18 protein-coding genes are annotated in these 24,111 nt (G+C 60.4%); 8 read left to right on the top strand and 10 right to left on the bottom strand.

The genetic code is table 11. The annotated features are described in order from the left end of the window. Nucleotides 1-8: 8 nt before the first annotated feature. The 4 genes from HDE80_RS04615 (at nt 9) to HDE80_RS04630 (ending at nt 7,506) form a co-directional block, all read left to right on the top strand. A complete protein-coding gene (locus HDE80_RS04615; RefSeq protein ID WP_255483605.1) occupies nt 9-1,805 on the top strand; it encodes a M14 family metallopeptidase in 1,797 nt (598 codons plus the stop codon). Between the two features lie 272 nt (nt 1,806-2,077). Next, the gene (locus HDE80_RS04620) at nt 2,078-4,219 is read left to right on the top strand and encodes a M13 family metallopeptidase (protein ID WP_184668334.1); all 2,142 of its coding nucleotides are present in this window, start codon (nt 2,078-2,080) and stop codon (nt 4,217-4,219) included. Between the two features lie 382 nt (nt 4,220-4,601). Continuing rightward, the gene (locus tag HDE80_RS04625) at nt 4,602-6,806 is read left to right on the top strand and encodes a TonB-dependent siderophore receptor (RefSeq protein ID WP_184668336.1); all 2,205 of its coding nucleotides are present in this window, start codon (nt 4,602-4,604) and stop codon (nt 6,804-6,806) included. 13 nt (nt 6,807-6,819) lie between these two features. Next, entirely contained in the window at nt 6,820-7,506 is a 687-nt protein-coding gene (locus HDE80_RS04630) for a Fe2+-dependent dioxygenase (RefSeq protein WP_184668337.1), read from the top strand. Between the two features lie 3 nt (nt 7,507-7,509). On the opposite strand, the gene HDE80_RS04635 is transcribed toward HDE80_RS04630, so the two are convergent. The 6 genes from HDE80_RS04635 to HDE80_RS04660 all read right to left on the bottom strand — a co-directional run bounded on the left by HDE80_RS04635 (nt 7,510) and on the right by HDE80_RS04660 (nt 14,712). Next, nucleotides 7,510-8,016 (bottom strand): type IV pilin protein, encoded by a 507-nt coding sequence (locus HDE80_RS04635; RefSeq protein WP_184668339.1) that lies wholly within the window; start codon nt 8,014-8,016, stop codon nt 7,510-7,512. A gap of 2 nt (nt 8,017-8,018) precedes the next feature. Continuing rightward, on the bottom strand, nt 8,019-11,831 hold the full coding sequence (locus HDE80_RS04640; protein WP_184668341.1) for a PilC/PilY family type IV pilus protein: 3,813 nt from the start codon (nt 11,829-11,831) through the stop codon (nt 8,019-8,021). A 95-nt stretch (nt 11,832-11,926) separates the two neighbouring features. Beyond that, complete coding sequence (locus HDE80_RS04645) at nt 11,927-12,517, bottom strand: PilX N-terminal domain-containing pilus assembly protein (RefSeq protein ID WP_221437424.1); 591 nt, start codon at nt 12,515-12,517, stop codon at nt 11,927-11,929. Between the two features lies 1 nt (nt 12,518). Then, the gene (locus HDE80_RS04650) at nt 12,519-13,586 is read right to left on the bottom strand and encodes a PilW family protein (RefSeq protein WP_184668343.1); all 1,068 of its coding nucleotides are present in this window, start codon (nt 13,584-13,586) and stop codon (nt 12,519-12,521) included. Further along, nucleotides 13,583-14,065, bottom strand: coding sequence for a type IV pilus modification protein PilV (gene pilV / locus HDE80_RS04655; protein ID WP_184668345.1), 483 nt, complete (start codon nt 14,063-14,065; stop codon nt 13,583-13,585). The genes HDE80_RS04650 and pilV overlap by 4 nt, the downstream gene beginning before the upstream one ends. Then, nucleotides 14,062-14,712 carry a GspH/FimT family pseudopilin gene (locus tag HDE80_RS04660; RefSeq protein ID WP_184668348.1) on the bottom strand — a complete coding sequence of 217 codons (651 nt, stop codon included), beginning with the start codon at nt 14,710-14,712 and terminating at the stop codon, nt 14,062-14,064. The genes pilV and HDE80_RS04660 overlap by 4 nt, the downstream gene beginning before the upstream one ends. Nucleotides 14,713-14,974: 262 nt before the next feature. On the opposite strand from HDE80_RS04660, the gene rapA reads away from it, so the two are divergent. Continuing rightward, nucleotides 14,975-17,830, top strand: a complete 2,856-nt coding sequence (rapA, locus tag HDE80_RS04665; RefSeq protein WP_184668350.1) for an RNA polymerase-associated protein RapA — start codon at nt 14,975-14,977, stop codon at nt 17,828-17,830. Between the two features lie 272 nt (nt 17,831-18,102). Here rapA and HDE80_RS04670 read toward each other — a convergent pair whose 3' ends face one another. The 4 genes from HDE80_RS04670 to HDE80_RS04685 all read right to left on the bottom strand — a co-directional run bounded on the left by HDE80_RS04670 (nt 18,103) and on the right by HDE80_RS04685 (nt 22,081). Next, complete coding sequence (locus tag HDE80_RS04670; protein ID WP_184668351.1) at nt 18,103-18,768, bottom strand: rhomboid family intramembrane serine protease; 666 nt, start codon at nt 18,766-18,768, stop codon at nt 18,103-18,105. 206 nt (nt 18,769-18,974) lie between these two features. Next, a complete protein-coding gene (locus tag HDE80_RS04675) occupies nt 18,975-19,688 on the bottom strand; it encodes a C40 family peptidase (protein WP_184604972.1) in 714 nt (237 codons plus the stop codon). A 241-nt stretch (nt 19,689-19,929) separates the two neighbouring features. Next, a complete protein-coding gene (locus HDE80_RS04680; RefSeq protein ID WP_184668353.1) occupies nt 19,930-20,640 on the bottom strand; it encodes a YggS family pyridoxal phosphate-dependent enzyme in 711 nt (236 codons plus the stop codon). Between the two features lie 16 nt (nt 20,641-20,656). Further along, on the bottom strand, nt 20,657-22,081 hold the full coding sequence (locus tag HDE80_RS04685; RefSeq protein ID WP_184668886.1) for a M20 family metallopeptidase: 1,425 nt from the start codon (nt 22,079-22,081) through the stop codon (nt 20,657-20,659). A gap of 244 nt (nt 22,082-22,325) precedes the next feature. On the opposite strand from HDE80_RS04685, the gene HDE80_RS04690 reads away from it, so the two are divergent. From HDE80_RS04690 to HDE80_RS04700, 3 genes are all read left to right on the top strand, one after another. Further along, nucleotides 22,326-22,700 carry a helix-hairpin-helix domain-containing protein gene (locus HDE80_RS04690; RefSeq protein ID WP_184668355.1) on the top strand — a complete coding sequence of 125 codons (375 nt, stop codon included), beginning with the start codon at nt 22,326-22,328 and terminating at the stop codon, nt 22,698-22,700. Between the two features lie 135 nt (nt 22,701-22,835). After that, nucleotides 22,836-23,321, top strand: coding sequence for an SET domain-containing protein (locus HDE80_RS04695; protein ID WP_184668362.1), 486 nt, complete (start codon nt 22,836-22,838; stop codon nt 23,319-23,321). After that, the gene (locus HDE80_RS04700; protein WP_184604962.1) at nt 23,314-23,853 is read left to right on the top strand and encodes a GNAT family N-acetyltransferase; all 540 of its coding nucleotides are present in this window, start codon (nt 23,314-23,316) and stop codon (nt 23,851-23,853) included. Before HDE80_RS04695 ends, HDE80_RS04700 begins: the two co-directional genes overlap by 8 nt. Nucleotides 23,854-24,111 lie beyond the last annotated feature (258 nt).

Genomic DNA, 24,111 nt, shown 5'->3' on the forward strand with positions numbered 1-24,111 from the left:
CACGTCTGATGCTGCTATCCATTCTGTTGGGAATTGTCACCATGACCACGCACGCCACGCGTACAAATGCGGGCGACTGGACCACGCCGGCCGAAGCCGCCAAGTTCCACACGACGCCGAGCTACGCCGACACGCTGGCCTACCTGCAGCGCCTGCAGCAGGCAGCGCCAGGTGTGATCCGTCTACAGACCTTTGGCACCACGCCGGAAGGTCGACCGATGACGGTGGTGATCGCCAGCGGCGACGGCACGTTCGATCCCGCTGCCGCGCGCAAGGCCGACAAACCGGTAGTGCTGCTGCAGGCCGGCATCCATCCCGGCGAGATCGAGGGCAAGGACGCCGGCCTGATGCTGCTGCGCGATATCGCGATCGCGCACAAGTACCCGCACCTGCTCGATCATCTGGTGCTGGTCTATATCCCGGTATTCAGCGTGGACGGCCATGAGAACTCGACGCCGTATAACCGCATCAACCAGAACGGCCCGGCGAGCATGGGCTTTCGCGGCCAGTCGCAGTATCTCAACCTCAACCGCGATTACATCAAGGCCGACGCACCGGAAATGCTGGCATGGCTGAAACTGTGGCAGACGTGGCTGCCTGATTTCCTGATCGATGTGCACACTACCGACGGTGCCGATTATCAGTACGACCTGACCTGGTATACCGAAGACCCACACAAACTCGACCCGGCAATCAGCACTTGGCAGCACGACGCCATTGTCGATCACGCGATGCCGGCGTACGAGAAGCACGGTCACCTCGCCTCGATCTACCTGGAGTTCAAGGACGGCCGCGATCCGCGCAAGGGCATCACCAACTTCGGTTCGGGTCCGCGCTTTTCCACCGGCTACGCAGCGCTGCAGAACCGCCCTGCGCTACTGATCGAAACCCACATGCTCAAGCCTTACGGCAACCGCGTGCAGGCAACCATCGACCTGGTCGAACTGATGCTGGAGCAGATCAACCAGCACCCCTCCGCGCTCTTGGCCGCGACAGCAAAAGCGGATGCGAATGTCGTCGCGCGTGCGCACGAGGCGAAAGCCAGCGTACCGCTGACTTTCAAGCCCGACCCGCAGCCCACGCCGTTCGAGCTGAAGGGTTACGCGTTCAGCATCACGCATAGCGACATTTCCAACAGCAACTGGATCCAGTACGACCCGAGCCAGCCAAAAACGTATGCCATCGAGAACTGGAACAGCCTGTTACCTGATCTTTCGATTACGCCACCAGCCGCCTATGCGATACCCGCACAGTGGACCGCGATCATCGACAAGCTCGACGCGCACGGCATTCGCTATCAGCGCCTCGATCATGCGCTGACGATCCACGCCGAGAGCTATCAGCTTGATCATCCGAAGTGGGCGGACAAGCCGTTCGAAGGGCATTTGATGCTGCGCGATTTCTCTCTGCGCACCGTAGTCCGCGACGTGACGCTGCCAGTTGGCTCAGTCATCGTGCCGCTGGACCAGCGCACTGCCAACGTGGCGATCAACCTGCTCGAACCGCAGGCACCGGATTCGCTGCTGCATTGGGGATTTCTCAACGCGATCTTCGAAACCAAGGAATATGGCGAGCCGCGAGTGGTCGAAAAACTGGCGCGCGAGATGCTTGCAAAAGATCCGGCGCTGAAAGCCGAGTTCGACAAGAAACTGCACGACGATCCGGTCTTTGCAGCCGACTCCACGGAGCGTCTGGAATTCTTCTTCGAACGCTCACCGTGGTACGCCGTGCAGTACGTCGGCGCGTATCCGGTAATACGGCTTGATCCAGGTCAGAGGGCCAAACTCGCTGCCAGCCAGCACTGACTCCGAGCATGCGAATGACAACACCAGGTATTAAAGACCCCAAAATGACAGGGGGGGGGCGGCAACAGCCAGATGGCCAAAGCGTAAAAAGCACCAATATGTGCCGCTTTTGATAGGTAGGGGACCACCCCTGACCTTTGACACTGTCTCGTCCATGACGTTTAGCCTAGCGTCGGCAGTTACGGCTGCGTTTTGCGAGACATCAGGCAACCCGCCGCCAGTGAATCACCACGCTATTCGCCCACGGGCGATACCACTACAGAGGGAAATCCATGACGAAGCAGTACTTGAAGCCCCTGGCTCTGGCCGTAAGCCTCGCCCTGTCACTCAGCGCCTGCGGCAAGAACGACGAACAGGCCGCCGCACCCGCCCCTGCTCCGGCAGCTACCACGCCAGCACCAAGTGCCAGCGCCGCGCCGGCTGCGGCCGCAACCACGGCAGTCGCCAGCGTCTTCGACGTCAGCGAACTCGACCCAAGCCTCAAAGCCTGCGCGGACTTCAACGGCTTCGTCAACGCCAAATGGATCGCGACTAATCCGATTCCTGCCGACCAGAGCAGCTGGGGCGCGTTCAATATCCTCAATGAGAAGAGCCTGAAAACCCAGCACGACATCGTCGATGACGCCAGCAAGAACGCCGATTCTGCCAAGGCCGGTTCAATCGAGCAGAAGATCGGCTGGCTGTACCACTCCGGCATGGACGAGGCGACCATCGAGAAGAACGGCTTCGATCCGGTCAAGCCGAAGCTCGATGCCATTGCCGCCCTCAAGAATGGTACCGATGTAGCGGACTTCATCACCAAAAGCTACGCCGATGGCGATATGCAGGTGTTCCAGTTCGGTTCCGGCGGCGACTTCAAGCACGCCGACATGCAGATCGGCTTCGCCAACGAAGCCGGCCTGGGCCTGCCGACCAAGGACTATTACACCAAGCCGGAATACAAGGACATCCGCGACGCCTACGTCGCCTATATCGCCAAGACGCTTGAGCTGACCGGCGTGTCCGAAGCCGACGCCAAGAAGCAGGCGGATGACGTGCTGAAGTTCGAAACCGCGCTGGCCGCGGCCTCACTGTCGCCGGTGGAAGAGCGCGACATCAAGAACGAGTACCACTTCGTCAGCGTCAAGGAAGCCGACAAGGTCACGCCACACTTCAGCTGGGCAAAATTCTTCGACGCCCAGGGCCTGAAGATCGACAACGGCTTCTCGCTATCGCAGCCGAAGTTCTTCGCCCAGTTCGACAAGATGCTGGCCAGCACCCCGATCGATCAGTGGCAGGCCTACCTGCGCTTCCACGCGATCGACGATGCCTCGCCGTACCTGAGCAAGAATTTCCAGGACAACAAGTTTGCCTTCTACGGCACCACCCTGGCCGGTCAGCCGCAGCAAAAGCCGCAGTGGAAGCGCGTGCTGGGCGCCGTCAACGCCAGCATGGGCGAAGCCCTGGGCCAGCTGTATGTCGCCAAGGAGTTCACCCCGGAAGCCAAACAGCGCGCCGAGGAGCTGGTGACCAACATACGCAACGCACTGAAGGCACGCATCGAGAACCTCGACTGGATGAGCGCCGACACCAAGGCCAAGGCGATCGACAAGTGGAACAAGTTCCTGCCAAAGATCGGCTACCCCGACAAGTGGCGTGACTGGTCTGGCCTGGATATCAAGCCGGACAACTACTACGCCAATATTCTGGCCGCCGGCAAGTTCAACTACGACTACGATATCGGCCACATCGGCAAGCCGACCGACCGCAAGGAATGGGGCATGACCCCGCAGACGGTCAACGCGTATTACAACCCGAGCGACAACACGATCAACTTCCCGGCCGCGATCCTGCAGCCGCCGTTCTTCGATGCCAAGGCCGACGATGCGATCAACTACGGCGGCATCGGTGCCGTGATCGGTCACGAATCCAGCCACGGTTTTGACGACCAGGGTGCTCAGTTCGATGGCGATGGCAATCAGAAAGACTGGTGGACCAAGGATGACAAGGCCAAGTTCGAGGCACGCACCGACAAACTGGTCAAGCAGTTCGATGACTATGCGCCGCTCAAGGACAAGCCGGACCTGCACGTCAACGGCAAGCTAACTTTGGGTGAGAACATCGCCGATCTGGGCGGCCTCAACGTCGCCTATGACGCCTTGCAGACGGTGTTGAAAGCCAACCCGACCGAGGCAAGCCAGAAGATCGACGGCTATACCGAAGACCAGCGCTTCTTCCTCAACTGGGCCCGCGTCTGGCGCGGCAACATGCGCGAGAAAACCTCGATCCTGCGCATCAACACCGACCCGCATGCACCGATGGGGCTGCGCGCGATGGGTGCGCCGTCAAACATGCCGGCATTCGCTGCGGCGTTCGAGTGCAAGGCCGGCGACGCGATGGTGCGTCCAGCCGATACGCAGGTGAAGATCTGGTAAGCCACACCATCGAACACCGCTGACACCAGCGGCACGAAAACGGAAAGCCCCGCATGCGAATGCGGGGCTTTTTATTGCCGATTGACCGGTTGATTTCGATGCAATGCCGGCTATCGATGCATCACGTCCGCATCGATCCTTGCCGCCTCATAAGCAACAGCATCGAAAACTGTGGCTACACCGCGAATTGAAAGTGCGTGCGCAAGCTCATGGCAGCAGATACGTAACTTCACAATGCTGTAACTAAATGCGATAATAGTAATGATTCGTATTTGTCTTTTGATGCAAAGAAGCAAGGAAAAGACGCAAGCAGCCGTTGCCAGCCTCTCTCCGACCCTCTGGCAGCGCTAGCTAGCCGCTTTTCCAACAAGGTTTCATAAAAATGCCTACGCAATTCCGAATCACATCGCTGCACGCAGCGCTTCTGACGGTGCTCGCTCTCCCCGTCTCCGCCTTCGCGCAAAGCGCCACGACCGATGATGCTTCGAAGACCAGCCATCCCAAAAAGGCGCAGACTCTGCAGACCGTGACGGTCACCGGCAGTGTGATCGGCAATCACTACGATGCGGACAGCTCAAGCGTAGGCGCCAAGATTCCCGCGGCATTGCGCGATATTCCGCAGTCGGTGGTGGTGGTCAACCGCGATCTGCTCGACGCGCAGGGAGCAACCTCGTTTCAGGATGCCCTGCGCAACGTGCCTGGCATCACGATCGGCGGTGCCGAGGGCGGCCAGATCGGCAACAACATCAATCTGCATGGTTTCTCGGCACGTACCGATATTTATCTCGACGGTTTTCGTGATGCCGGTCAGTACTACCGTGACACGTTTGATCTTTCGGCGATCGAGGTACTCAAAGGTCCGTCGTCGATGCTATTCGGCCGCGGCTCCACTGGCGGCGTGATCAATCAGGTGAGCAAGGAGCCGGAGCTGAAGGCATTTGGCCAGGTATCCGCCACCGTAGGAACCGATGATCGCTACCGCACCACGGCGGATTTCAACCAGCCACTGTCGGATACGGCCGCTGTACGCCTGAATGTTTTCGGGCAGGACATGCAGTCCACCCGCAATGTTCTGAAAAACAAGGACTACGGTTTTGCGCCGTCGGTGCGCTTCGGCATCGGCACACCAACCCAGATCACCCTGTCGGCGCTGCTGCAACGCAATCACGATCAACCCGACTACGGCTTTCCGCCGATCAACGGTCGCCCGGCGCATGTAAGCCATGACAATTTCTACGGCCTGACGGACGACCATACCAACCAGGACGTCGACAGCTTCAATGCACGCCTGGAGCATACGTTCAGCCCGGATGTCAGCCTGCGCAGCCAGTTGCAATACAGCCAGTACACCACCAATGCGCGCGAAACAGCCGCAAACAGCGTGGTGACTGCCGCCGGCGTGACTTTGAACAAGAATGCCGGCAATCCCACCACGCTGCCTCTGCAAGACCTGTACGTTCAGCTGGCCAGCCACGATCGCGTCATCCATCAAAAGAATCTGGACAGTCAGACCGACCTGATCACCAAGTTCGACACCGGCAGCATTCAGCACACGCTGATCACCGGTATCGAGCTGTCGCACGAAAACTACAATAACCAGAGCTATACCCGGAACGGGTTACCTCTACTGTCGCTGGTCAATCCAGTCCAGGAATCAACGCCGGCCAATGTCACCACCAGCGTCGGCAACTATGCGCAATCCAGCGCGAACACGGCAGCCGTCTACGCCAACGACACGATCCATTTGAATGATCAATGGATCGTGGTCGCCGGCCTGCGCCGTGACCGCTTCGATGCAGACATCCGCAACTCGATATCAACGGTCAGCCCCGGATCAACCAGTCTGCCCGCACCCGCCTACGCGTCGCAGACCGTCTACTTCACCAGCGTGCGCGGCGGTGTGATCTACCAGCCGAGCGATAAGCAGTCGTACTACGTCTCCTACGGCACGTCGTTCGATCCTTCGCTTGAATCGCTGACCCTCACCAGTGGCACGCAGGATCTGGCACCGGAAAAGAACTACTCCTACGAGCTCGGTGGCAAGTGGAATCTGATCAATGACACCTTGCAGATCACGTCAGCGTTGTTCAACCTGGAGCAGACCAACGCGCGCACGCAGACCTCGGCCGGCGAATATGTGTTGGACGGCAATATTCGCGTGCGCGGTGGCGAGGTCGGTGTCGGTGGCCATATCAGCGAACATTGGCAAGTGTTTTCCGGCTACACCTACATGAGCGCCAAGGTGATCAAGGCGGCCGACGGAACGCAAGGAAACGTGCCGGCCAACACGCCGCGCAATACGGCAACGGCTTGGTCCACCTACACTTTCGGCGGCAACTGGGAGGTCGGCGGCGGCGCCACTTACATGTCGCAGCGCTTCGCAAATAATACGAATACCGTCAGCGTCGGTGGCTATACGCGCTGGGACGCCACCCTGGCCTGGCATCAGCCGAGATACGATATACGCCTCAACATACTCAACCTGACCAACAAGCAATACTTCGATGCGCTGATCCAGTCGGACGGCGGTCGCTCGGTACCCGCCATTGGTCGCACGTCGATGGTGACATTTACCTACAAGTTCTGAGGAGTCATCGATCATGCTGGTGCATGTGCCGGGCCTGCTCGATAGCGGGCAATTGAACCACTTCCGCCAGCGGCTTGCCGCATCGGATGCCCCGTGGGTCGACGGTCGCGTCACAGCGGGTCATCAGGGCATCCACGTCAAGCAGAACCAGCAGATTGCCGAAGGCTCGGCCATGTCGGCCGAGCTCGGCAGCATCGTGATGTCGGCACTGGAACGGCTGCCGCTCTTCATCAGCGCGGCATTGCCGAACCGCGTCTATCCGCCGATGTTCAACCGTTACAAAAACGGCATGCACTTCGGCAATCACGTGGACGGCTCGGTGCGGCTCATGCCCGGCAGTGGCGCGAAGATCCGCACCGATCTTTCCGCCACGCTGTTCCTAGCGCCACCGGAAAGCTATGACGGTGGCGAGTTACTGATCGAGGACACCTACGGCTCACAGGCAATCAAGCTGGCGGCTGGCGATATGGTGCTTTATCCCGCCAGCAGCCTGCACCGTGTCGCGCCGGTGAGCCGAGGCGTGCGCCTGGCGTGTTTCTTCTGGGTGCAAAGCATGGTGCGCGACGATGGCCAGCGCGCCCTGCTGTTTGATCTGGACAATGCGATCCAACGACTCACTGCCACCGACGCCGACGAGTTGGCGCGCGTGCAACTTACCGGCGTCTATCACAACCTGCTCAGGCAGTGGGCGGAGACCTGAGTTTCACCCGCCCCAGCACTGCGCCACGACTGTGGTGCTCGTGCTGCTGCCTAAGGCCTTACGCACGCCAAGCTGGTTCAACGAGAGCGCGCCGCACTGCGTATCACGCGTGAGCTGTGAATTGATTGGCGTGGCGTTGATGATATAGCCCGTCGCCGAAGGTGCTGGCACCGAGTACGTGTAGTTGTTACCGGTCTGCGTCGTGGATGCGCAATCCAGCACCATGGGAGACGGCGTACCCGTCGCCGGGTTCGCCACGGCGGCAGTGGATCCGGAGACGGGAATCTCGTCATAGCGCAGGTTGGTGGTGTAGTAGCGCTCCATGTAGCTCGCGTACTCGGATATGCAACCCGTCGCCGCCGCCCGATTCGTCTTGACCACGTATTTACTGTACGCGGCGATCGCGATCGCCGCGAGGATCGCAATGATAGCCACCACGGTCATCAATTCGATCAGGGTGTAGCCGAACGAAATGGCGCGCTGCGGTTTAGATGGTTGCTGGATGCTCATGCTCAATTCCTGATTTCGCGCCAGGAGACGCGGGCCGGGCTGTTGCCGGTCGGCGGGACCACGCGTTGGACGAACGCACCACCCGTGACAGTCTGGGACACCAGATAGGTCTGGCCGTTGTAGATCACGGCAGTCGGCGTACCCACGGCGTTAGCCTGCACGCCACTGGTGCCACTGGGGGTCGGGAAGAAGCTTGCCGACAGGCCACCGCCACTGGTCGGATCGAAAGCCATCGTCCAGCCGGTTTGGGTATTCGCCGTGCACTGGGTGGTCGACGTGGCAGGCGGAATGGCCGTGTTCACCACCACCGCACCCTGGATGATGGTGGGGCTGTAAATGATCTGCTCGTTGGTGCTCGGTAGGTTGTACATCCAGCCATACTGCGTATTACCCGACGAACAGGTGGTGCTGCCGGCCCAGCAAATGGTGGTGGCCGCGGACAAGGTGCGATAACCCGTGATCTGGCCCTGGCCGCTTACCGTCGTGCTCGTGGAAGTTATCGCTTGCAGGGTGCTGGTTGAAATGGTGTTGCTACCCGTTTCTGATGCGAACTGGGCACTCGAAAGGCTGTTCCATCCGGATCCGCTCGACCCTGACGTACCCATGTTCCAGTCCCAGATGCCATAGAACGTCTGCTGTTGGGTGGTGGCGCTGGAGCCAGTAGACGTGGGTGCATACTGCGCGGCCCCGCTGCCGGTTTGCGGCGTCTGCTGACCGGTGCCGAAATACAGCATGTTGCGGCTCGCGCCATTGGTCTGGATGGTAGCTGTGACAATACTCGTAGTAATCGGCTGTGGAACGGTGCCGCCGGTAGTCGTCGCGGACGTTGCCGTGAACAAGGGCGAGCAGGTCGTAGTGACCACACTGCCGCTGCTGACATTGCTGCTGTTGCTGCAGGTGGATGCCGTACTACCGGGGAAGCTGGAAACGCTCCAACCGGTGGAACTGTTGCTGGTCACGTCAAAGCGCCACACGTTGCCCTGCTGATCGCCGGCATAGAGGTAATCCATAATCCCGTCGCCATCCAGGTCCACCGGGGTGACGTAGGCAATGCCGTTTTTGACGGTACTCGAGCCCACGCCGGTATTCAGGAACAGAAACGTCACCGCACCTGTGCTCTGGTTGACCAGGCCGATATAGATGCCTGCGCTGGTGCCGCTATTCAGGCCATTGCCGAAGATCATCGCCCACTGGCCGTTATGCATGCGCACGATGGAAGGCGTGCCCACCGTGTTGCCAAGATGCGACATGGTGGCGTTGGTCCAATCGCCGATCACCAGTGCGCCGGCATTGCCTTCGGAGAAGCTGGGGCCTTGCGGGGTGGTCGAATTGCCCGGATTGGTGACGTCCAGCGCATAGATTTCCTTGCCGTTGGAGCCCACGCCAGCCACCAACCAAGTGTGCCAAACGCCGTTATAAAACAGGTCGCCCGCGCCTGGCGTGGCATCCACCAGATACTGGTGCGCGCCAAGCGGATTGGTTAGCTGGGCTGCCTGGGTGAGCAACACGTTGTACGGCATGTAGCCGATCACTTCCTTGCCGTCATTGCTGCCGGCACCCGTGGCGTTGGGGTCGCTGAAGCTGCCGCTGTTAGTGAAGCTGCCGGCCTCGAAACCATGCAGGTAACCATCGTTGCTGCCCACGTACACCACATTGAGGCGCGTCGCATTGTTGGTGGCGTAAGTGCCGTAGGTTTGCGCGGTGCTCTGGTTTTCCGGTGGCGAGACCGTGGTGCCGTACAAGCCATCACTGAAGGTATTGTTGTACTGGCCCACCACTGGCGCACTTACCCACGTGGGGCTGGAATCGATGATATCGCCCAGCACATAGGTGCGTGGATTCAGATTTCCCGCTGCTGTTGTAGTGCTGCAGGCGCCGCCTGAGTACATCCACGGACCATTGCTGGATTGCGTGGTGCTGTACAACTGCTCGTTGCAGCGCTGACCAAGCAGCCAGCCCAGAAGATTCTGGCCGGTCATGGTGATAGGAGGGGGAGTGGTGGTGGTGGTGCTGTCAACGATGGCTCCCGTAGCAAATGCGGTTTGCACGGCTGAGGGATAATTGGTCAACGCTGTCTGCATCGAGAAGCCCACGCCAGACCCGCTCGTGGTCACGTCGTTACTCTTCGCGGTCACGAGCACGCGGTTTTCGGGCGCCACGAATCCGTTGGCAGCGGTAACCTTATCCACCGGATTGCTGTTGCTGTCGGTACCCATGCTGTCGCACCAGCCGCTGGTCAGCGTGCACTTGCCGTCCCAGGTGGCCGTGTTGCTGGCCGCTAGGCTGCCACTGCTGTCCACCACCAGCGGGATGGCCTGCATGCTGCCCCACCAAGGGCTGGCGGAATAACTGGCCAGATAGATCTGCGTACCCGTCTTGTACTGGCCGGACTGGATGGTATTGGCCGCCGCACTGCTGGTGGAGGTCAGCGGCGAGGCCTTGAAGCAGGTGATTTCATGCACGTTGTTGCTGCCGCCGGTACCTGCCGAGAAGCCAAAGCGCAACGAAGTCGGCAACGAGCCATTGCTCGAAGTGATGTTGGTATTGGTCAACACCGGCGTCATGGCGCCGCCGTTGTAGCTGTAGGAAAAGCTGAGCAGGCCCCCGGACGAAATCCTCAACTGGTAGGTAATCGGCCACGCGATGTTTGCGGTCGTCGTGCTCGAGGTCGGGTTGCGGGTGGCGCTTTTGGAGTTGTTCGCAATCGGCTCGCTACCCGGCGCATAGCCATAGGCAGTACAGCTACCTCTTTTATTGGTTGCTGTGCATACAAGGCTGCCAGGCAGCACTGCATAGCCGCCGGCGATGGCGTTGTAGTTGTAAGGGATGGGTGAGTAGTTCCATGTCGTATTCGTCGTCGTTTGGCCATACTTATTAGTTGTTGTTGTTGTTGTGTGGCTTGAAACATACGTCCCGCTCGAGCAAGCCGCCTGCACCAAGCTCGCACTGGACGCCCCCGTGTAATAAGTAGGATCGCCGTTTGCTGTCAGCCATGCCCAATTGGTGTTACCCGCACCACGCAAACCCATTCGTTCCGGCTGGTACTGCGGCCCGGTACCCGCCGCAATGGTCCCACCGTTGCTGGTGTAGTAGCCGTTCGTCCCGTTAGCCGTGCTGCCATTGGGATCGTTGGAGTTGTAGATACCAACGCTACCGTTGTCACCCGTATTGAGGAAGTTGCCGTATTCGTCGATACCCAAGCCAAGGTAGCCATTGGCAACACCGTCGTACACGCCGTTGCCGTTGGAGCAGTCGTAACCCATGCTGCCACCTTCCGCGCCAGTCGTGGTGGGTGTGGGATTGATGGTGGAGCTGCCCGCATTCTGTGCGGAGGTCATGAAGAACACTATGCCGTCCGCACCGTTGCTGGCTATACCATCACCGCTGCCGCCAAATGTATAGGTGGTGAAGGTGATATTGATGCCTTGGCTCAACGGGAACGGAGCGAATGCCGAGAGGATGGCACCGGTCTGATCATTTTCCGGCGGCGTGAGCAACAAGGCACCCTGCCCCGTCGTTGTTTCATTCGTCGGAATCGTGTAGCCAGCAAGCGTGCTTGGGCATGCCTGTATGGAACCGGAGCCGGTACCCGCCGTAAGGCAAGCATTGGACGACGCACTTCCGTTGTTCGTTCCCAAGGTCGTCCATTGCAAACTGGCTGACTTGCCCGTGAAGTCTTCACTGCACGTGCCACCCGCCTGTCCACAGGTGGTGGTCGTAGTGGACGAAGAACTGGAGCTGCTTTGGGCAAACACGTTGGCGCCTGCCAACATGGCAGCCAACGCAAACAGGACCACGCTGATGTGTTTGTTCATGGGTATGCCCCCCTCAAGACTTTCAAGCACCCGATACGCGCGGGCACGCTCATTCCATGCGCAGATGAATCAGGTTGGCTGACTGTTTGCATCGCTCAATTCCGGAACATCGATTGCAGCAACACGTAGGCGCGACCACTGATTGCTGTCGGGTCGCCGCTGCGCGCGGTGATGCGGTAGAAATCCGCTGTTTGCGTGGCCGTTTTGCATCCGTACTGCCCCGGTGGGCAGCTGGTTTGCTTCACATTGGGTACGGGCACCTGGAAATTGCCCATGTATTGGATGATGTACTGCGGTGCACTGGCCTGCAGAGTGCCGGTGAACGTGGTCCCTTTAACGCTAGTGGGGCTAAACGAATGACCGGTATCGGTGAACGGATTGGACTGGCAATTTATGAGAGTGGACGCCGTAGGCGAGCAATCGTCATAGCCGGCTGGCGCCGCCGTCGTACTGGCCTGGATGGCCAACGCCGCCTGACGCATCGCCGCCTCGGTCGCCTGGAAAGCGATTTGGCGGTCGTAGAAATTGGCGGACATCTTCTGCTGCATGAAGGTTCCGCTCACGGCGGCAAGGCCAACGAGAGTGATCACGAACAGCAGGAGCAGCGCCACGACCAGCGCCACACCACGCTGGCGGGAGCGCTGAGGGAGTCGGGTGGGCAAGCCACGCACGGAAAATCGGCTCATGTCATTGCACCCGGTTGCGCACGGTGGAGGTAACGGTGTAAATGCGCTGGATCGGCGCAGCAGCAGCGGAAGTAGCGCCGGTGTAGGTACCCGCGTTTGTGCTGACGCCCGCGTTCGCGGCGCCGGTCTGCTGCACAGTCAGGCTAACCTGCACCGCCGCAACCGAAGACCAACTGGTCACCGCGGATGCCGCCACGAAACTCGTCGCGTTGGCCATGTTGTAGGTAATGTGCATGGCTGTGACGCCACGCACCATCTCCTGCTGCGTGACCGTGGCCGGGTTTGTGGTCGTGTTTACGCTGGCCAGATACAGCGAAGTGCTTTTGTTCAAGAGCGGGTTGTAGCCGATGTACCACACACCCGCCGCCAAGGTCGCGATGGGCGCGTTGGCAACGTAGGTGTAATTGCTGACCCCCACAGGGAGGGCGTAACCGTAGCTCAAATTGGTGGAGAAATTGGCCGGGCTGCCATAACCGATGACGGGGTTGGTGCCCGCGATGTAGCTGCTGGCGCGAAAAATGGTAGCAAGCCACGGATCGCACACGATCATGACCGTGTTGGCGGCAAGGTCGCTGCTGGTGCCGTTGAGGGTGAACGTGGTGGCTGAAGTGGTTTGGGTTTTGACGCTCAGACCGACATCCGCCGCGCTCAGGATCATCAGCGAATCGGTGCCCGACACCTGGTTCCCAATTGCAGTGCCTACGGTAAGCGCCGGGTTGGCGGTCGAAGTGCCCGTGCCATAACCCACCAGGGCGTTGCTCCAGTTGGTCCACCAGTCTGTGACAGCATTGTAACTGGAGCCATTGGGACCTTCCGGCAGCAGGTTGGCTACCTGGCCGATATTGCCGCAACCTGTCAGCCCTGCTTCGCGAATGTTCTGCGCCAGCATCTCGAACGACATGCGCGTGCCGTCCTGCACATCGCCTAGCGCGGCATTAGTGCGATAGACCTGCTGGTTGGCAAGGAAAACGCTGATGACACCAGCGATGACGATCAGGCCGAGCAACATGGCCACCATCAACTCGATGAGGGTGAAGCCGGCAACAGCTTTCGTGGGGCGGCGATTCATAACATAGCCTGGGTGATGACAGTCTGCGTGCCCGAGGTATCCGTGGCAGCGGACACCGACTTGCTGTCGTCGTACGTCACGGTAACGGTGCAGATGCCCTGGCTGCCTACGCAGTTGATCGTGCCGGTGGTACTGGCAGACGCACCAAGGTTGAGAGCCAACTGGCTACACCATTGGGTGAGCTGCGCATCGGCCAGCGTGCCGGTAGCCGTGGGGCAGGCGCTGGCCGTGACCAGGCCGTTGTAGGTACCGCTCTGGGCGGAAACGAGATCCGCACGCATGGCATCGAGGATGGAATAACTGTCCATGGTAGCCATGCTGCGTGCCATCGCGCTGTTGTTCATCGACAGCGAACGCGCCTGCAGCGCGGCCATGCCGAGGAACCCGATGGACAACACCAGCACGGCGACCAGCACTTCGATCAGGCCCACGCCACGCTGGCTGACCGGTACGTTACGAAAACCCGAACGCCGCATCATGGGCAGGCTCCGGTGATGGTGCTGGTGGTGGTGGTGATGACGCTGCCGGCAGCCATATTCACCTGGATGTGGTTGTTGGTACTGAGCGCGGTTGAACAAACATCCACAACTAGGCTCCCGGTGCCGGTGCCGAAAGGCGTGGCTGTGCCGGGAGTGAGGCCCAGCCCAAGCCCGTTGAAACGGATCGCCTGGATCGTGCCGTGGATCTGTATCGAGGAAATACCCAGTTCAGGCGGTGCCGTCAGTACCGGCGTGGTGGTCGCGGCGCCGGGGCTGGTCAGAGCAAGGACTGCGCCAGTGGTCGTGCCACATGCTGTGCCCAGAGCATCGGTAGTATTGCTGGTCGCGGAATTGCTGCAGAACTGGACCGATGCGTTGCGTTGGATCGCCGCCATCCGCGCGGTGTTGAGCGAGCCGATCAAGGCGTTTGCCGCAGTCGTGAGCCTGTTGGAATTGATGATGTAGCTAAAGCTCGGCACGGCGATCATCAACAGGATCGCTGCCACGGCAATGGTGATCATCAGCTCGATGAGGGTGAAGCCGCGGCTGCACGGCGCGGACGCGTGGCCGTACAGCAAAGCGCGCGAGCGCGCTGCTGCGCTGGTACGCCCACCACAATGCTTCGCTGGCGCGATAAAACTGTGCATGGAGTGTTTCCCCCTGGGCGTTGATTCTGCTCAACCAGGTAACCATTACTAGTCTTGGGCTCACAAAATGCGAGTCTTTTCTGACTAGCGGCGGAATTTTTCCGATAAGTGGTTATCTGCATCGTGCCAAATATGCGCGTCTTCACAGGCGGACTGAGATCACGGTCACCTACCCGACCCGGGCGCGCCTGACGCGATAGAGGTTTCCTCTCCGTGGCGGGGAGCGGATAATCGACGACCTTCGACGCTAAGCGGCTGTGCAATGTTCGTACCTGGTCAACGCTGGATCTCTTCTACCGAACCTGAGCTTGGGCTCGGCACTGTTTTACGCGTCGAAGGACGCGGTGTGCAGGTACTGTTTGCCAAGGCCGGCATCCTCCGTCCCTACGCGATCGATTCCGCTCCGCTGCTGCGCGCGGAGTTCCGTGCGGGCCAGCGCGTTGCCGGCAAGGGCATTGCGTTTCTGGTGGAGCGCGTCGAGATTCGCGACGAGCTGCTGATCTATCGCGGCGAAGGTCGCGAGCTGGAAGAAGGCCAGCTCGACGACGAGCAGAGCGTCAGCCAGGCCGATGATCGTCTGATCGGTGGACGCACGGATTCCGTCGCCCAGTTCGAGTTGAGGCTGGAAGGTTTGCAGCGCCGTGCCGAAGCACGACGATCGCCGGCGTGGGGTCTGGGCGCAGCGCGTATCGGACTGGTGCCGCATCAGCTGCGCGTCGCTGGTATCGCCGCCGCGCGCCGACCGCCGCGCGTGCTGCTGGCCGATGAAGTGGGGCTGGGCAAGACGATCGAGGCAGGCATGATCATCGCCCGCCAGCTTGCCACCGGTCGCGCCTCGCGCGTGTTGCTGCTGTTACCTGACACGCTGGTATACCAGTGGTTTGTCGAACTGCTGCGCCGCTTCAATCTCAGCTTTGCGATCTACGACGAGGAGCGCTGCGAAGCGCTGCAATCCTCCACTGAAGATGCTGCCGGTGACGAAGGCAATCCGTTCGAAGACGAGCAGCTGGTCATCGCCGATTTTGGCTTTCTGGAAAATTCACCGAAATACGCGGCGCAGTTGTTGGCTGCGCCGTGGGATTTGCTGGTGGTCGACGAAGCGCATCATCTGGCGTGGTCACCGGAAGCAACCAGCCCCCGCTATGCGATGGTCGAGAAACTGGCTGCGGCCATTCCCGGCGTGATCCTGCTCACGGCGACGCCGGAGCAGCTTGGCCGCAGCGGTCACTTCGCCCGTTTGCGCCTGCTCGATCCGCAGCGCTATCACGATCTGGACGGCTATCTGGCGGAAGCGGATGACTATCAGGCGCTGTCGGCCATTGCCGACCGGTTGCTGGATGCTGAAGCATTGGACGATGCGCAACGCGATACCTTGATCAAGGCCTTTCACGGCGACGAGACGCTCACTGCCTATCTGGACGACTCCACCAAACCGACCCACGCGCGCGAGCTGCTCGCCGCACTGATCGACCGTCATGGCACCGGTCGCGCGATGTTTCGCAATCGCCGCGCCGGCATCGGTGGTTTCCCCAATCGCGTGCCCGAGTGGCATGTGCTCGACGCCGACACGGTCGAGGAAGGCACGCGCCAATCGCTGCTGGCCGAATTCCATGCGGACATCCAGCAGCCGCCGGTGTTGATCGAGGTGAACTACGCGAACGATCCGCGTATTGATGCACTGATCACGCTGCTGGAAAAACATCCGCAGGACAAGTTCCTGCTGATCTGTCGCACCCAGGCGAAGGTGCTGGCGCTGGAAGAAGCACTACGCACCAAAAGTGGCGTCGGCGTCGCCCGTTTCCACGAAGGCCTGGGCATCATCCAGCGCGACCGCAATGCGGCGTACTTTGCGCAGCCCGACGGCGCGCGATTGCTGCTTTGTTCGGAAATCGGTTCGGAAGGGCGAAACTTCCAGTTCGCGCATCATCTGATCTTGTGGGATCTGCCGCTCGATCCCGACCTGCTCGAACAGCGCATCGGCCGACTCGACCGCATTGGCCAGCAACACGATATTCAGATCCATATTCTGGTGGTCGCCGACAGCGCCCAGCATGTGCTGGCGCGCTGGTACGACGAAGGCGTGGATGCGTTCCGGATCAGCCCAGCCGACGGCCGCGAGCTGCTTCGCCGCTATGGCGAGCCGCTGGCCCAGCTGGCGGACGAACATGCCCGTGGCGACGACAACCGCGACCAGGAGCTTGACGTGCTGCTCGCCGAAACGCGCAGCAGCCACGAGCAAATGGCCGAACTGATCCGCGCCGGTCGCGATCACCTGCTGGAACTGGCCGCGAGCCGCGACCTGCACGCCGACGAATTACAGCAGGCGTTTTCCCGCGAGGATCGCGACCCGGGCCGTGACGGTTTTATCCAGCGCCTGCTGGAGGCCTTTGGCATCCACGCCGAGGAACTGAGCAGCCAGGTGCTGCTGCTCGATCCGCAATATCTGTCCACTGATGCCCTGCCCGGCTTTGCCGAAGGCCCGCAGTCGGTGACCTTCGCGCGCGAAGTCGCACTGGCGCGCGAGGACCTGCCGTTGCTGCGGCTCGACCACCCGCTGGTGGCCGGCGCGATGGATCTGGCGTTGTCCGGCGAACAGGGCAACGCGGCTTTCATGGTCGACGACGAACTGTCGCCCCGCTCAGCGCTGCTGCAAGCGGTCTACGTGCTCGAATGCGTGGCGGACCGCAAGCTGGATGCCGAGCGCTTCCTGCCCACGCTGCCGATTGTGGTGACGGTGGATACCAAGCTGGCCGAGCGGGTCGATTTCCAGCCCAGCGAAGCCTCGTTGCGGCGGGCAGCATCACGCACGATCGAAGTAGCCCGCTACCGCAAATTTCTCAACAAGCTGGTGCCACCGATGCTGAGCCGCGCCGAGACGCTGGCCGCAGCCTATGGGCAAACCAGCATCGGCGAGGCGCTGGCGCTCGCTACGAGCACACTGGACGCCGAACTCTCCCGTCTGCTCGCCCTGCATGCGGTGAATCCGTCGATCAGCGAAGCGGAGATCAGCGCCGTCGCCGACGAGCGCACCGCCCTGCTTGCCGCACTACCGTTGTCACGGTTGCGGCTGGATGCCGTGCGCTTTGTCGTCAGCGCGGACTTTCTGGTGTTGCGCTAAGAGCCTGTTCACGATCTCAACGTGGCCCGCGTTGTGCTGTAGCGCCCGTTCGGTGGTGGTGCGTGGCGCAGCGCCTGACTGGCTGTCAGGTCAAGCCGCGCGCCGCTGCCGGGCGGGCGCTACAGCTCAACCCTTCGGGCCGGGTCGGTTTGCCCCCATGCCAGCGTCATCACTCGGTCGTGTACCGACGTACACTCCCTCCCTCTTCCTTGGCCTGCGCGCGAACCGCTCCCGGCGCGGGCTACGTTGAGATCGTGAACAGGCTCTAAAGATTAGCGCAGCAGCAAACGCTTCGGCTTGATCGGCAATTTGCCGCGCCAGTACTGGATCAGTGCGTAACCGCCCACCATGCCGCCCAGATGCGCGAAGTGGGCGACGCCTGCCTGCGTGCCAGTCACGCCCATGACCAGCTCGATCACCGCATAGCCGGTGACGAACAACCAGGCCGGCATGGGTATAGGCAAAAACATCAGCATCATTTTTTCGTGCGGATACAACATGCCGAAGGCAAGCAGGACTCCAAAGATCGCACCGGAGGCGCCTACCGTAGGATAGAAGCCATGGGTGAACCACTGCACCACGATCAACTGCGCCAGCGCAGCGACGATCGCACACACAAAGTAGTAAATGATGAAATTGCGCGTGCCAAACGTACGTTCGATCGTGCCGCCAAACATGTACAGCGCAAACATGTTGAAAAAGATGTGCTGGAATCCGCCATGCATGAAAGCGTAGGTCACCACCTGCCAGGGCTGGAACCCCACTGTCACGCTCTGACCATCACCCAGCGCCCCGCTGACGTCCGGCCCCCATGGCCAGAGCGCAAAGTGCTGGGTGAGCGCAAAGGTGGTCGAATCGTGCAGCAGGTACTGCAATGCAAACACGACAATATTGGCGATCAGCAGGTTGCGCGTGACGACAGGTACATCGGTAGGCATGCAGGTGTTCCGAAGAATGTGGCGAACCCAGCCATGACGCTGCGTTCTCGTTGTCAGTAGTTGTACTCAACTGTCGCTGAAACAAGGGCAGCGATCAGACTACTACTAGGCTTTTTCGTTCATCCAGCGCTGGCGCCAAGCCTGGGTTGCCCATATAAAAGCCGCCTTGCGGCGGCTCTCTGTATGGCTGGATGCGCGCAACCGCCTCAGCCGTGGCGATCCACCATCGCAATCGCTTCCGGACGCTTGGCACCGGCGAAGTGCTTGGCCCAGTAAGCCTCATCGAGACTGGAAACCTGCACGCTCTGACCGGTAGTCGGCGAATGGATGAACTGGCCGTTCGAGATATAGATACCGACGTGCGAGATATTGCGCTTGCCGTGCGTGCGGAAAAACACCAGGTCACCTGGCTTCATGTCCGCACGAGCTACTTTGAGGCCGGACAGAAACTGCGAGGCGGAATTGGTCGGCAACTGCATGCCGATCGCATGGGCGAACACGTAACGCACAAAACCACTGCAATCGAAACCGGTTGAAGGATCACGGCCGCCGCGAACGTAGCGGATATCACGCAGATTCATCGCCAGACCGATCAGCGCCTTGCGCACGTCGGAAATATTCTGGAGATTGGCAATAGCCGAATTCTGTTTACCCGAGTTGCCTTCGTCAGCTGCGCCGCTGTTCTTGGCAATGACGGCAGCGGACTTATCGTTGCTACCAGCGATGTCGGCGTAGGACGGAGCTGCCGACTGGGCGAGCATGGCGGCCGGGCTGAAAGCCGACATCTGATTGAGGAGCTGGGGAGTGACTGAAGCGATGACCGAAGTGTCGTTGGCTGCGCTGGGGCTGGCTTGCAGTGGACCGGACATGAGCAGTACGGAAACGAGCGCAGCAGCTAGGGTCAATCGTTTGGTCGGCATTCGGGTTATCCCCCTTTGATACACAAAATCCATCGCTTTCGTAGTCGGCGACGTGATCGATGTGTGAAGTTAGCAAGAAGCGGCCGGCCATATGTTCGATTGGGGTTAACTAAACTCTGTCGTTCCAGAAATGCACAAAAACGGCAAAATATTCGATAAATTACTGATTTTTATCTTATTTAAAAGAAAGGACACGCCATCTGATCCGGCGCCGGTGAAAAGCTTTTACGCATTAATTACGTCAAACGGTCGCCGGATAGGACCTCACGCCAAAGATTGCCGAGCCGATTCGTACCTCGGTCGCTCCTTCGGCAATAGCCAGTGCGAAATCACCGCTCATGCCCATCGACAGCCTCGGCAAATCGTGCCCCCGTGCCGTGGCCTGGTCGCGCAGCTCGCGCAGCGCCCGGAAACAGCTACGCACCTCATCCACCTGGTCGGACTGCACAGCCAGCGTCATCAGACCGCGCACACGCAGCGTATCGAGGCCGCGCAGGGTCTCGAGGAACGCTGGCAGCTGGTCGGGCGCCAGACCGTATTTGCTGGGCTCATCGGAGGTCTTGACCTGCACCAGAACATCAATGATCCGACCTTCGTGCTGAAGCCGCCGATGCAGCGCCTCGGCCAGTTCGAGCCGGTCCAGCGATTGCACTTCGCTGGCCAGCCGGGCGACATCCTTGGCCTTGTTGGTCTGCAAATGGCCGATCATCACCCAGTCGATGCCGCAGTCGGCCAGGGCTGGAGATTTTTCACGCACTTCCTGCGCCTTGTTTTCGCCAAAGCGGTGCAAGCCCAGCCCCACCGCTGCGCGGATCAGCTCGGGGCTGAAGGTCTTGCTGACCGGCAGAATATTTACCGATGCAGGATCGCGCCCGGCTTCCCTGCAGGCCTGATCGACACGACTACGGACTTGCAACCAATTGGCGGCCAGATAAGCGGTGTCGATGCTCATGCCGGGAATCTGAAGCTCACGCCTTGCTGCCTTCCTGGAAGTGCCTGGCCACGACCTCGGCCACCACCATCGTGACCTTCTTGCCGGTGGGAATATGCAAAAACTCGTTCGGGCCGTGCGCGTTGGAATGCGGACCCAGCACGCCCGTAATCAGGAACTGCGCCTTGGGGAACTTCTCGCCCAGCATGCCCATGAACGGGATGCTGCCGCCCTCGCCCATATAGGCCGCCGGCATACCGAAATAATGCTGTGAGGCGTCGGCAACCGCCTGTTCCAACCACGGCGACAGCTGCGGTGCGTTCCAGCCACTGCCGTCCTTCTCCAGCTTGAAAGTGACCTTGGCACCGTAGGGTGGATCCGCCTCCAGCAGCTGCTTGATGAACTCACCGGCTTTGGCGCCGCTGAGTGTGGGTGGCACGCGCACGCTCAGCTTTACCGATGTCTCCGGCCGCAGCACGTTGCCAGCGCTGTCCAGCGGCGGCATGCCGCCCACACCGGTCACTGAAAGCTGCGGACGCCAGGTGCGGTTGAGTACCAGTTCGGCCAGATCCTTGGTGACCGGCTGCATGCCGTCGACCCACGGGAACTTATTGTAGATATCCGTGCCAAGTACCTCGGCCGATACGCGCGCCTGCTCCACCCGCTGCGCTGGAATCTCGACGTAAAGCTCCTTCGGCTTGATCTGGCCGGTTACCGGATCTTCCAGCCGCGACAGCAGCTCGCGCAGAATCCGGAAACTCGATGGCACCACGCCGGAGGCATCGCCCGAATGCACGCCCTCTTCCAGCACCTGCACGGTGAGGTTGCCGCCGGTCATGCCGCGTAGCGAGGTGGTCAGCCATAGCTGGTCGTAGTTGGCGCAACCCGAGTCGAGACAGACCACGAGTGAGGGGTTACCAATACGCGGAGCCAGATGATCGACGTAGTAAGGCAGATCGTAGCTGCCTGATTCCTCACAGGCCTCGATCATCACGACGCAGCGCGCGTGCGGCACGCCCTGCTCGTGCAGCGCCAGCAATGCGGCCAGTGAACCGAAAATCGCGTAACCGTCGTCGGCACCGCCGCGGCCGTAAAGCTTGTCGCCCTTGATCACCGGCTTCCATGGGCCGAGATCGTCGGCCCAACCGGTCATCTCCGGCTGCTTGTCCAGGTGGCCGTAAAGCATGACGGTGTCATCGCTGGCACCCGGCACTTCGATATAGATAAGCGGCGTGCGGCCCTCAAGCTGGATCACTTCGAGCGTAGCACCGGGCAACTGGCTCAGTTTGGAACGTGCCCAGTCTTCCATCAGCTTGACCGCCGCATCCATGTAGCCGTGCTCCGCCCATTTCGCGTCGAACATCGGCGACTTGTTGGGAATACGAATGTACTCGACCAGCTGCGGCACGATTTCGGCGTCCCAGAGACCGCTGACAAAATCGAAAAGGCGTTCGGTGTCCATCTTGCGTGCAATGTCCATCTTCAAGCTTCCGGCGAAAATCGGTTCTTACATTGTAACGCGCCGTTTACCCCCTACTACCGCCTGCGCTGACATGCCATCAGCCGGTACCCACGCGTATCGGCGCGCGTTGCGCACACTGGCTCCGCGACAACACCGACTGCGCGGCCGATGGCCACATGACACATTTTCATTGCGGCCTGCAGACGCCGCCATCTCATTCAAATCAAGATCAGGAGGAAAACCCATGTTCCACAAACTCGCTGCACGGATCGCCCTTGCGCTGGCTCTGGCCGTTCCCGCGCTGTCCTTCGCCGCCAGCCCGGTCAATATCAACAAGGCAGACGCCTCCACCATCGCCAAGTCACTCGATGGCATCGGTCAATCGAAGGCGGACGCCATCGTGGCTTGGCGTGATGCCAACGGGCCGTTCAAGAGCGCCGACGATCTGGCCCAGGTCAAAGGCATCGGCAAGGCCACGTTGGAACGCAATCGCGCATCCATCCTGCTTGCCGACGCGGCTCCCGGAACAGCTGCCGCCGCCGTCGCCAGGACCGATGCACCCGCCAAAAAAGTCAGGCGTGCGAGCAAAAAAGCGGCCGCGGCTGCCGTCGAAGAATAATTATCCGGAAGCCTTCTTCGGTAGCAATGCTGCGGGAGACCATGCGGCGGGCGCGATCGACCTTGTCATCAAGATTATGGTCGCGCCCGCCTGAGGTACACTCGCGCGCCGCCATACTCGTGCCGCCACGTCGCCATGATCCTTCCCCGCTATCACGTTGCCGATTCCGCCATCAAAGGCGCCGGCAAAGGGCTGTTTCTCGATGAAACCGTGGTTGCGGGCCGCATCATCACGGCGCCGGATGGTATCGACCGCACCTTCCGGCACGCCGAAATCAGTACTTCGCCGGAGCTCAAGGCCCAGTTTCACGCCAGCGCCCGGTGGTTCGAGGACCGCTATACCCTCTCGCCTGACTGGCCGGACGAGTGCTATATCAACCACAGCTTCGCACCCAATGGGTTGTGGCATCTGGGCTTTGTATTTGCGCTGGCCGATCTGCCGCCCGGCACCGAAATAACGGTGGACTACCGGCACTTGCTGCCACCCGGCGAAAGCGAGGATTTTGCAGATTCGCTGACAGGTGAGATAATCACCGGCTTGTCCTGGTCCGATAGCCTCGCCAGCAGTACGCGAGCGTTGGCCGAATTGCTGGATACCACCAACGCCGATCGTGATGTCTGATATCCCCATCCTAGAAACGGCGCGTCTGCGCCTGACAGCGCTGACGGAACAGCACTTCAACGATTACGCCACGATGCTGGGCGATGCCGAAAGCACGCGCTGGATCGGCGACGGTCAACCACTGGACCGCACCAATGCCTGGCGCTCGCTGGCCATGCTGCTCGGCCATTGGCAGCTGCGCGACTGCGGCATGTGGGCGCTGGAACTCAAAGCCACGGGTGAATTCATCGGCCGCGCCGGCTTGATGTATCCCGAAGGCTGGCCCGATCTGGAGTTGGGCTGGATGCTGAAGCCCGGACATCGCCACCACGGATACGCCACGGAAGCCGGCAACGCCGTACTTGATTTCGCCTGGCGCCAACTCCATGTGCCGCGCGTCATCAGTCTGGTGCGCATCGGCAACGAAGCATCCGATCGTGTCGCCGAACGTCTTGGCGGCGAACACATCGACGACATGGATTTCTACGGCAGTCACAACCACGTCTTCGCGTACTACCCGCCGCGCGCTGCATTGAGCCGCGCTTCCGCCTGAGCGTTACGAGTTGCTGAATCCGTTGAACAACATGCCTCCAGCCGGCGGCGTTGTGTCAGCTCCGCAAGTTGTGATCCGAAGAAAATCACACCAAATACGATCAGAAAGGCAGCAACGACCCCGGCATCAACAATGCTCTGATGCGTAATTGATCAAACCGCACCTTGGCTGACTTCCGAAGTCGCACGCCGGACCGCCGCATATACGCTTCATCTCACGGGGGATAAAATGGGAATTCGTTGTTCTTCCCTCCATGGA

This window comes from Rhodanobacter sp. A1T4 (genome assembly GCF_014207185.1).
Lineage (GTDB): Bacteria > Pseudomonadota > Gammaproteobacteria > Xanthomonadales > Rhodanobacteraceae > Rhodanobacter.

What these genes read in the sequence shown, in the direction of transcription:
- HDE80_RS04615 (WP_255483605.1), top strand. Translation starts at nt 9, where the DNA reads ATGCTGCTATCCATTCTGTTGGGAATTGTCACCATGACCACGCACGCC.
- HDE80_RS04620 (WP_184668334.1), top strand. Translation starts at nt 2,078, where the DNA reads ATGACGAAGCAGTACTTGAAGCCCCTGGCTCTGGCCGTAAGCCTCGCC.
- HDE80_RS04625 (WP_184668336.1), top strand. Translation starts at nt 4,602, where the DNA reads ATGCCTACGCAATTCCGAATCACATCGCTGCACGCAGCGCTTCTGACG.
- HDE80_RS04630 (WP_184668337.1), top strand. Translation starts at nt 6,820, where the DNA reads ATGCTGGTGCATGTGCCGGGCCTGCTCGATAGCGGGCAATTGAACCAC.
- HDE80_RS04635 (WP_184668339.1), bottom strand. Translation starts at nt 8,016, where the DNA reads ATGAGCATCCAGCAACCATCTAAACCGCAGCGCGCCATTTCGTTCGGC.
- HDE80_RS04640 (WP_184668341.1), bottom strand. Translation starts at nt 11,831, where the DNA reads ATGAACAAACACATCAGCGTGGTCCTGTTTGCGTTGGCTGCCATGTTG.
- HDE80_RS04645 (WP_221437424.1), bottom strand. Translation starts at nt 12,517, where the DNA reads ATGAGCCGATTTTCCGTGCGTGGCTTGCCCACCCGACTCCCTCAGCGC.
- HDE80_RS04650 (WP_184668343.1), bottom strand. Translation starts at nt 13,586, where the DNA reads ATGAATCGCCGCCCCACGAAAGCTGTTGCCGGCTTCACCCTCATCGAG.
- pilV (WP_184668345.1), bottom strand. Translation starts at nt 14,065, where the DNA reads ATGATGCGGCGTTCGGGTTTTCGTAACGTACCGGTCAGCCAGCGTGGC.
- HDE80_RS04660 (WP_184668348.1), bottom strand. Translation starts at nt 14,712, where the DNA reads ATGCACAGTTTTATCGCGCCAGCGAAGCATTGTGGTGGGCGTACCAGC.
- rapA (WP_184668350.1), top strand. Translation starts at nt 14,975, where the DNA reads ATGTTCGTACCTGGTCAACGCTGGATCTCTTCTACCGAACCTGAGCTT.
- HDE80_RS04670 (WP_184668351.1), bottom strand. Translation starts at nt 18,768, where the DNA reads ATGCCTACCGATGTACCTGTCGTCACGCGCAACCTGCTGATCGCCAAT.
- HDE80_RS04675 (WP_184604972.1), bottom strand. Translation starts at nt 19,688, where the DNA reads ATGCCGACCAAACGATTGACCCTAGCTGCTGCGCTCGTTTCCGTACTG.
- HDE80_RS04680 (WP_184668353.1), bottom strand. Translation starts at nt 20,640, where the DNA reads ATGAGCATCGACACCGCTTATCTGGCCGCCAATTGGTTGCAAGTCCGT.
- HDE80_RS04685 (WP_184668886.1), bottom strand. Translation starts at nt 22,081, where the DNA reads ATGGACACCGAACGCCTTTTCGATTTTGTCAGCGGTCTCTGGGACGCC.
- HDE80_RS04690 (WP_184668355.1), top strand. Translation starts at nt 22,326, where the DNA reads ATGTTCCACAAACTCGCTGCACGGATCGCCCTTGCGCTGGCTCTGGCC.
- HDE80_RS04695 (WP_184668362.1), top strand. Translation starts at nt 22,836, where the DNA reads ATGATCCTTCCCCGCTATCACGTTGCCGATTCCGCCATCAAAGGCGCC.
- HDE80_RS04700 (WP_184604962.1), top strand. Translation starts at nt 23,314, where the DNA reads ATGTCTGATATCCCCATCCTAGAAACGGCGCGTCTGCGCCTGACAGCG.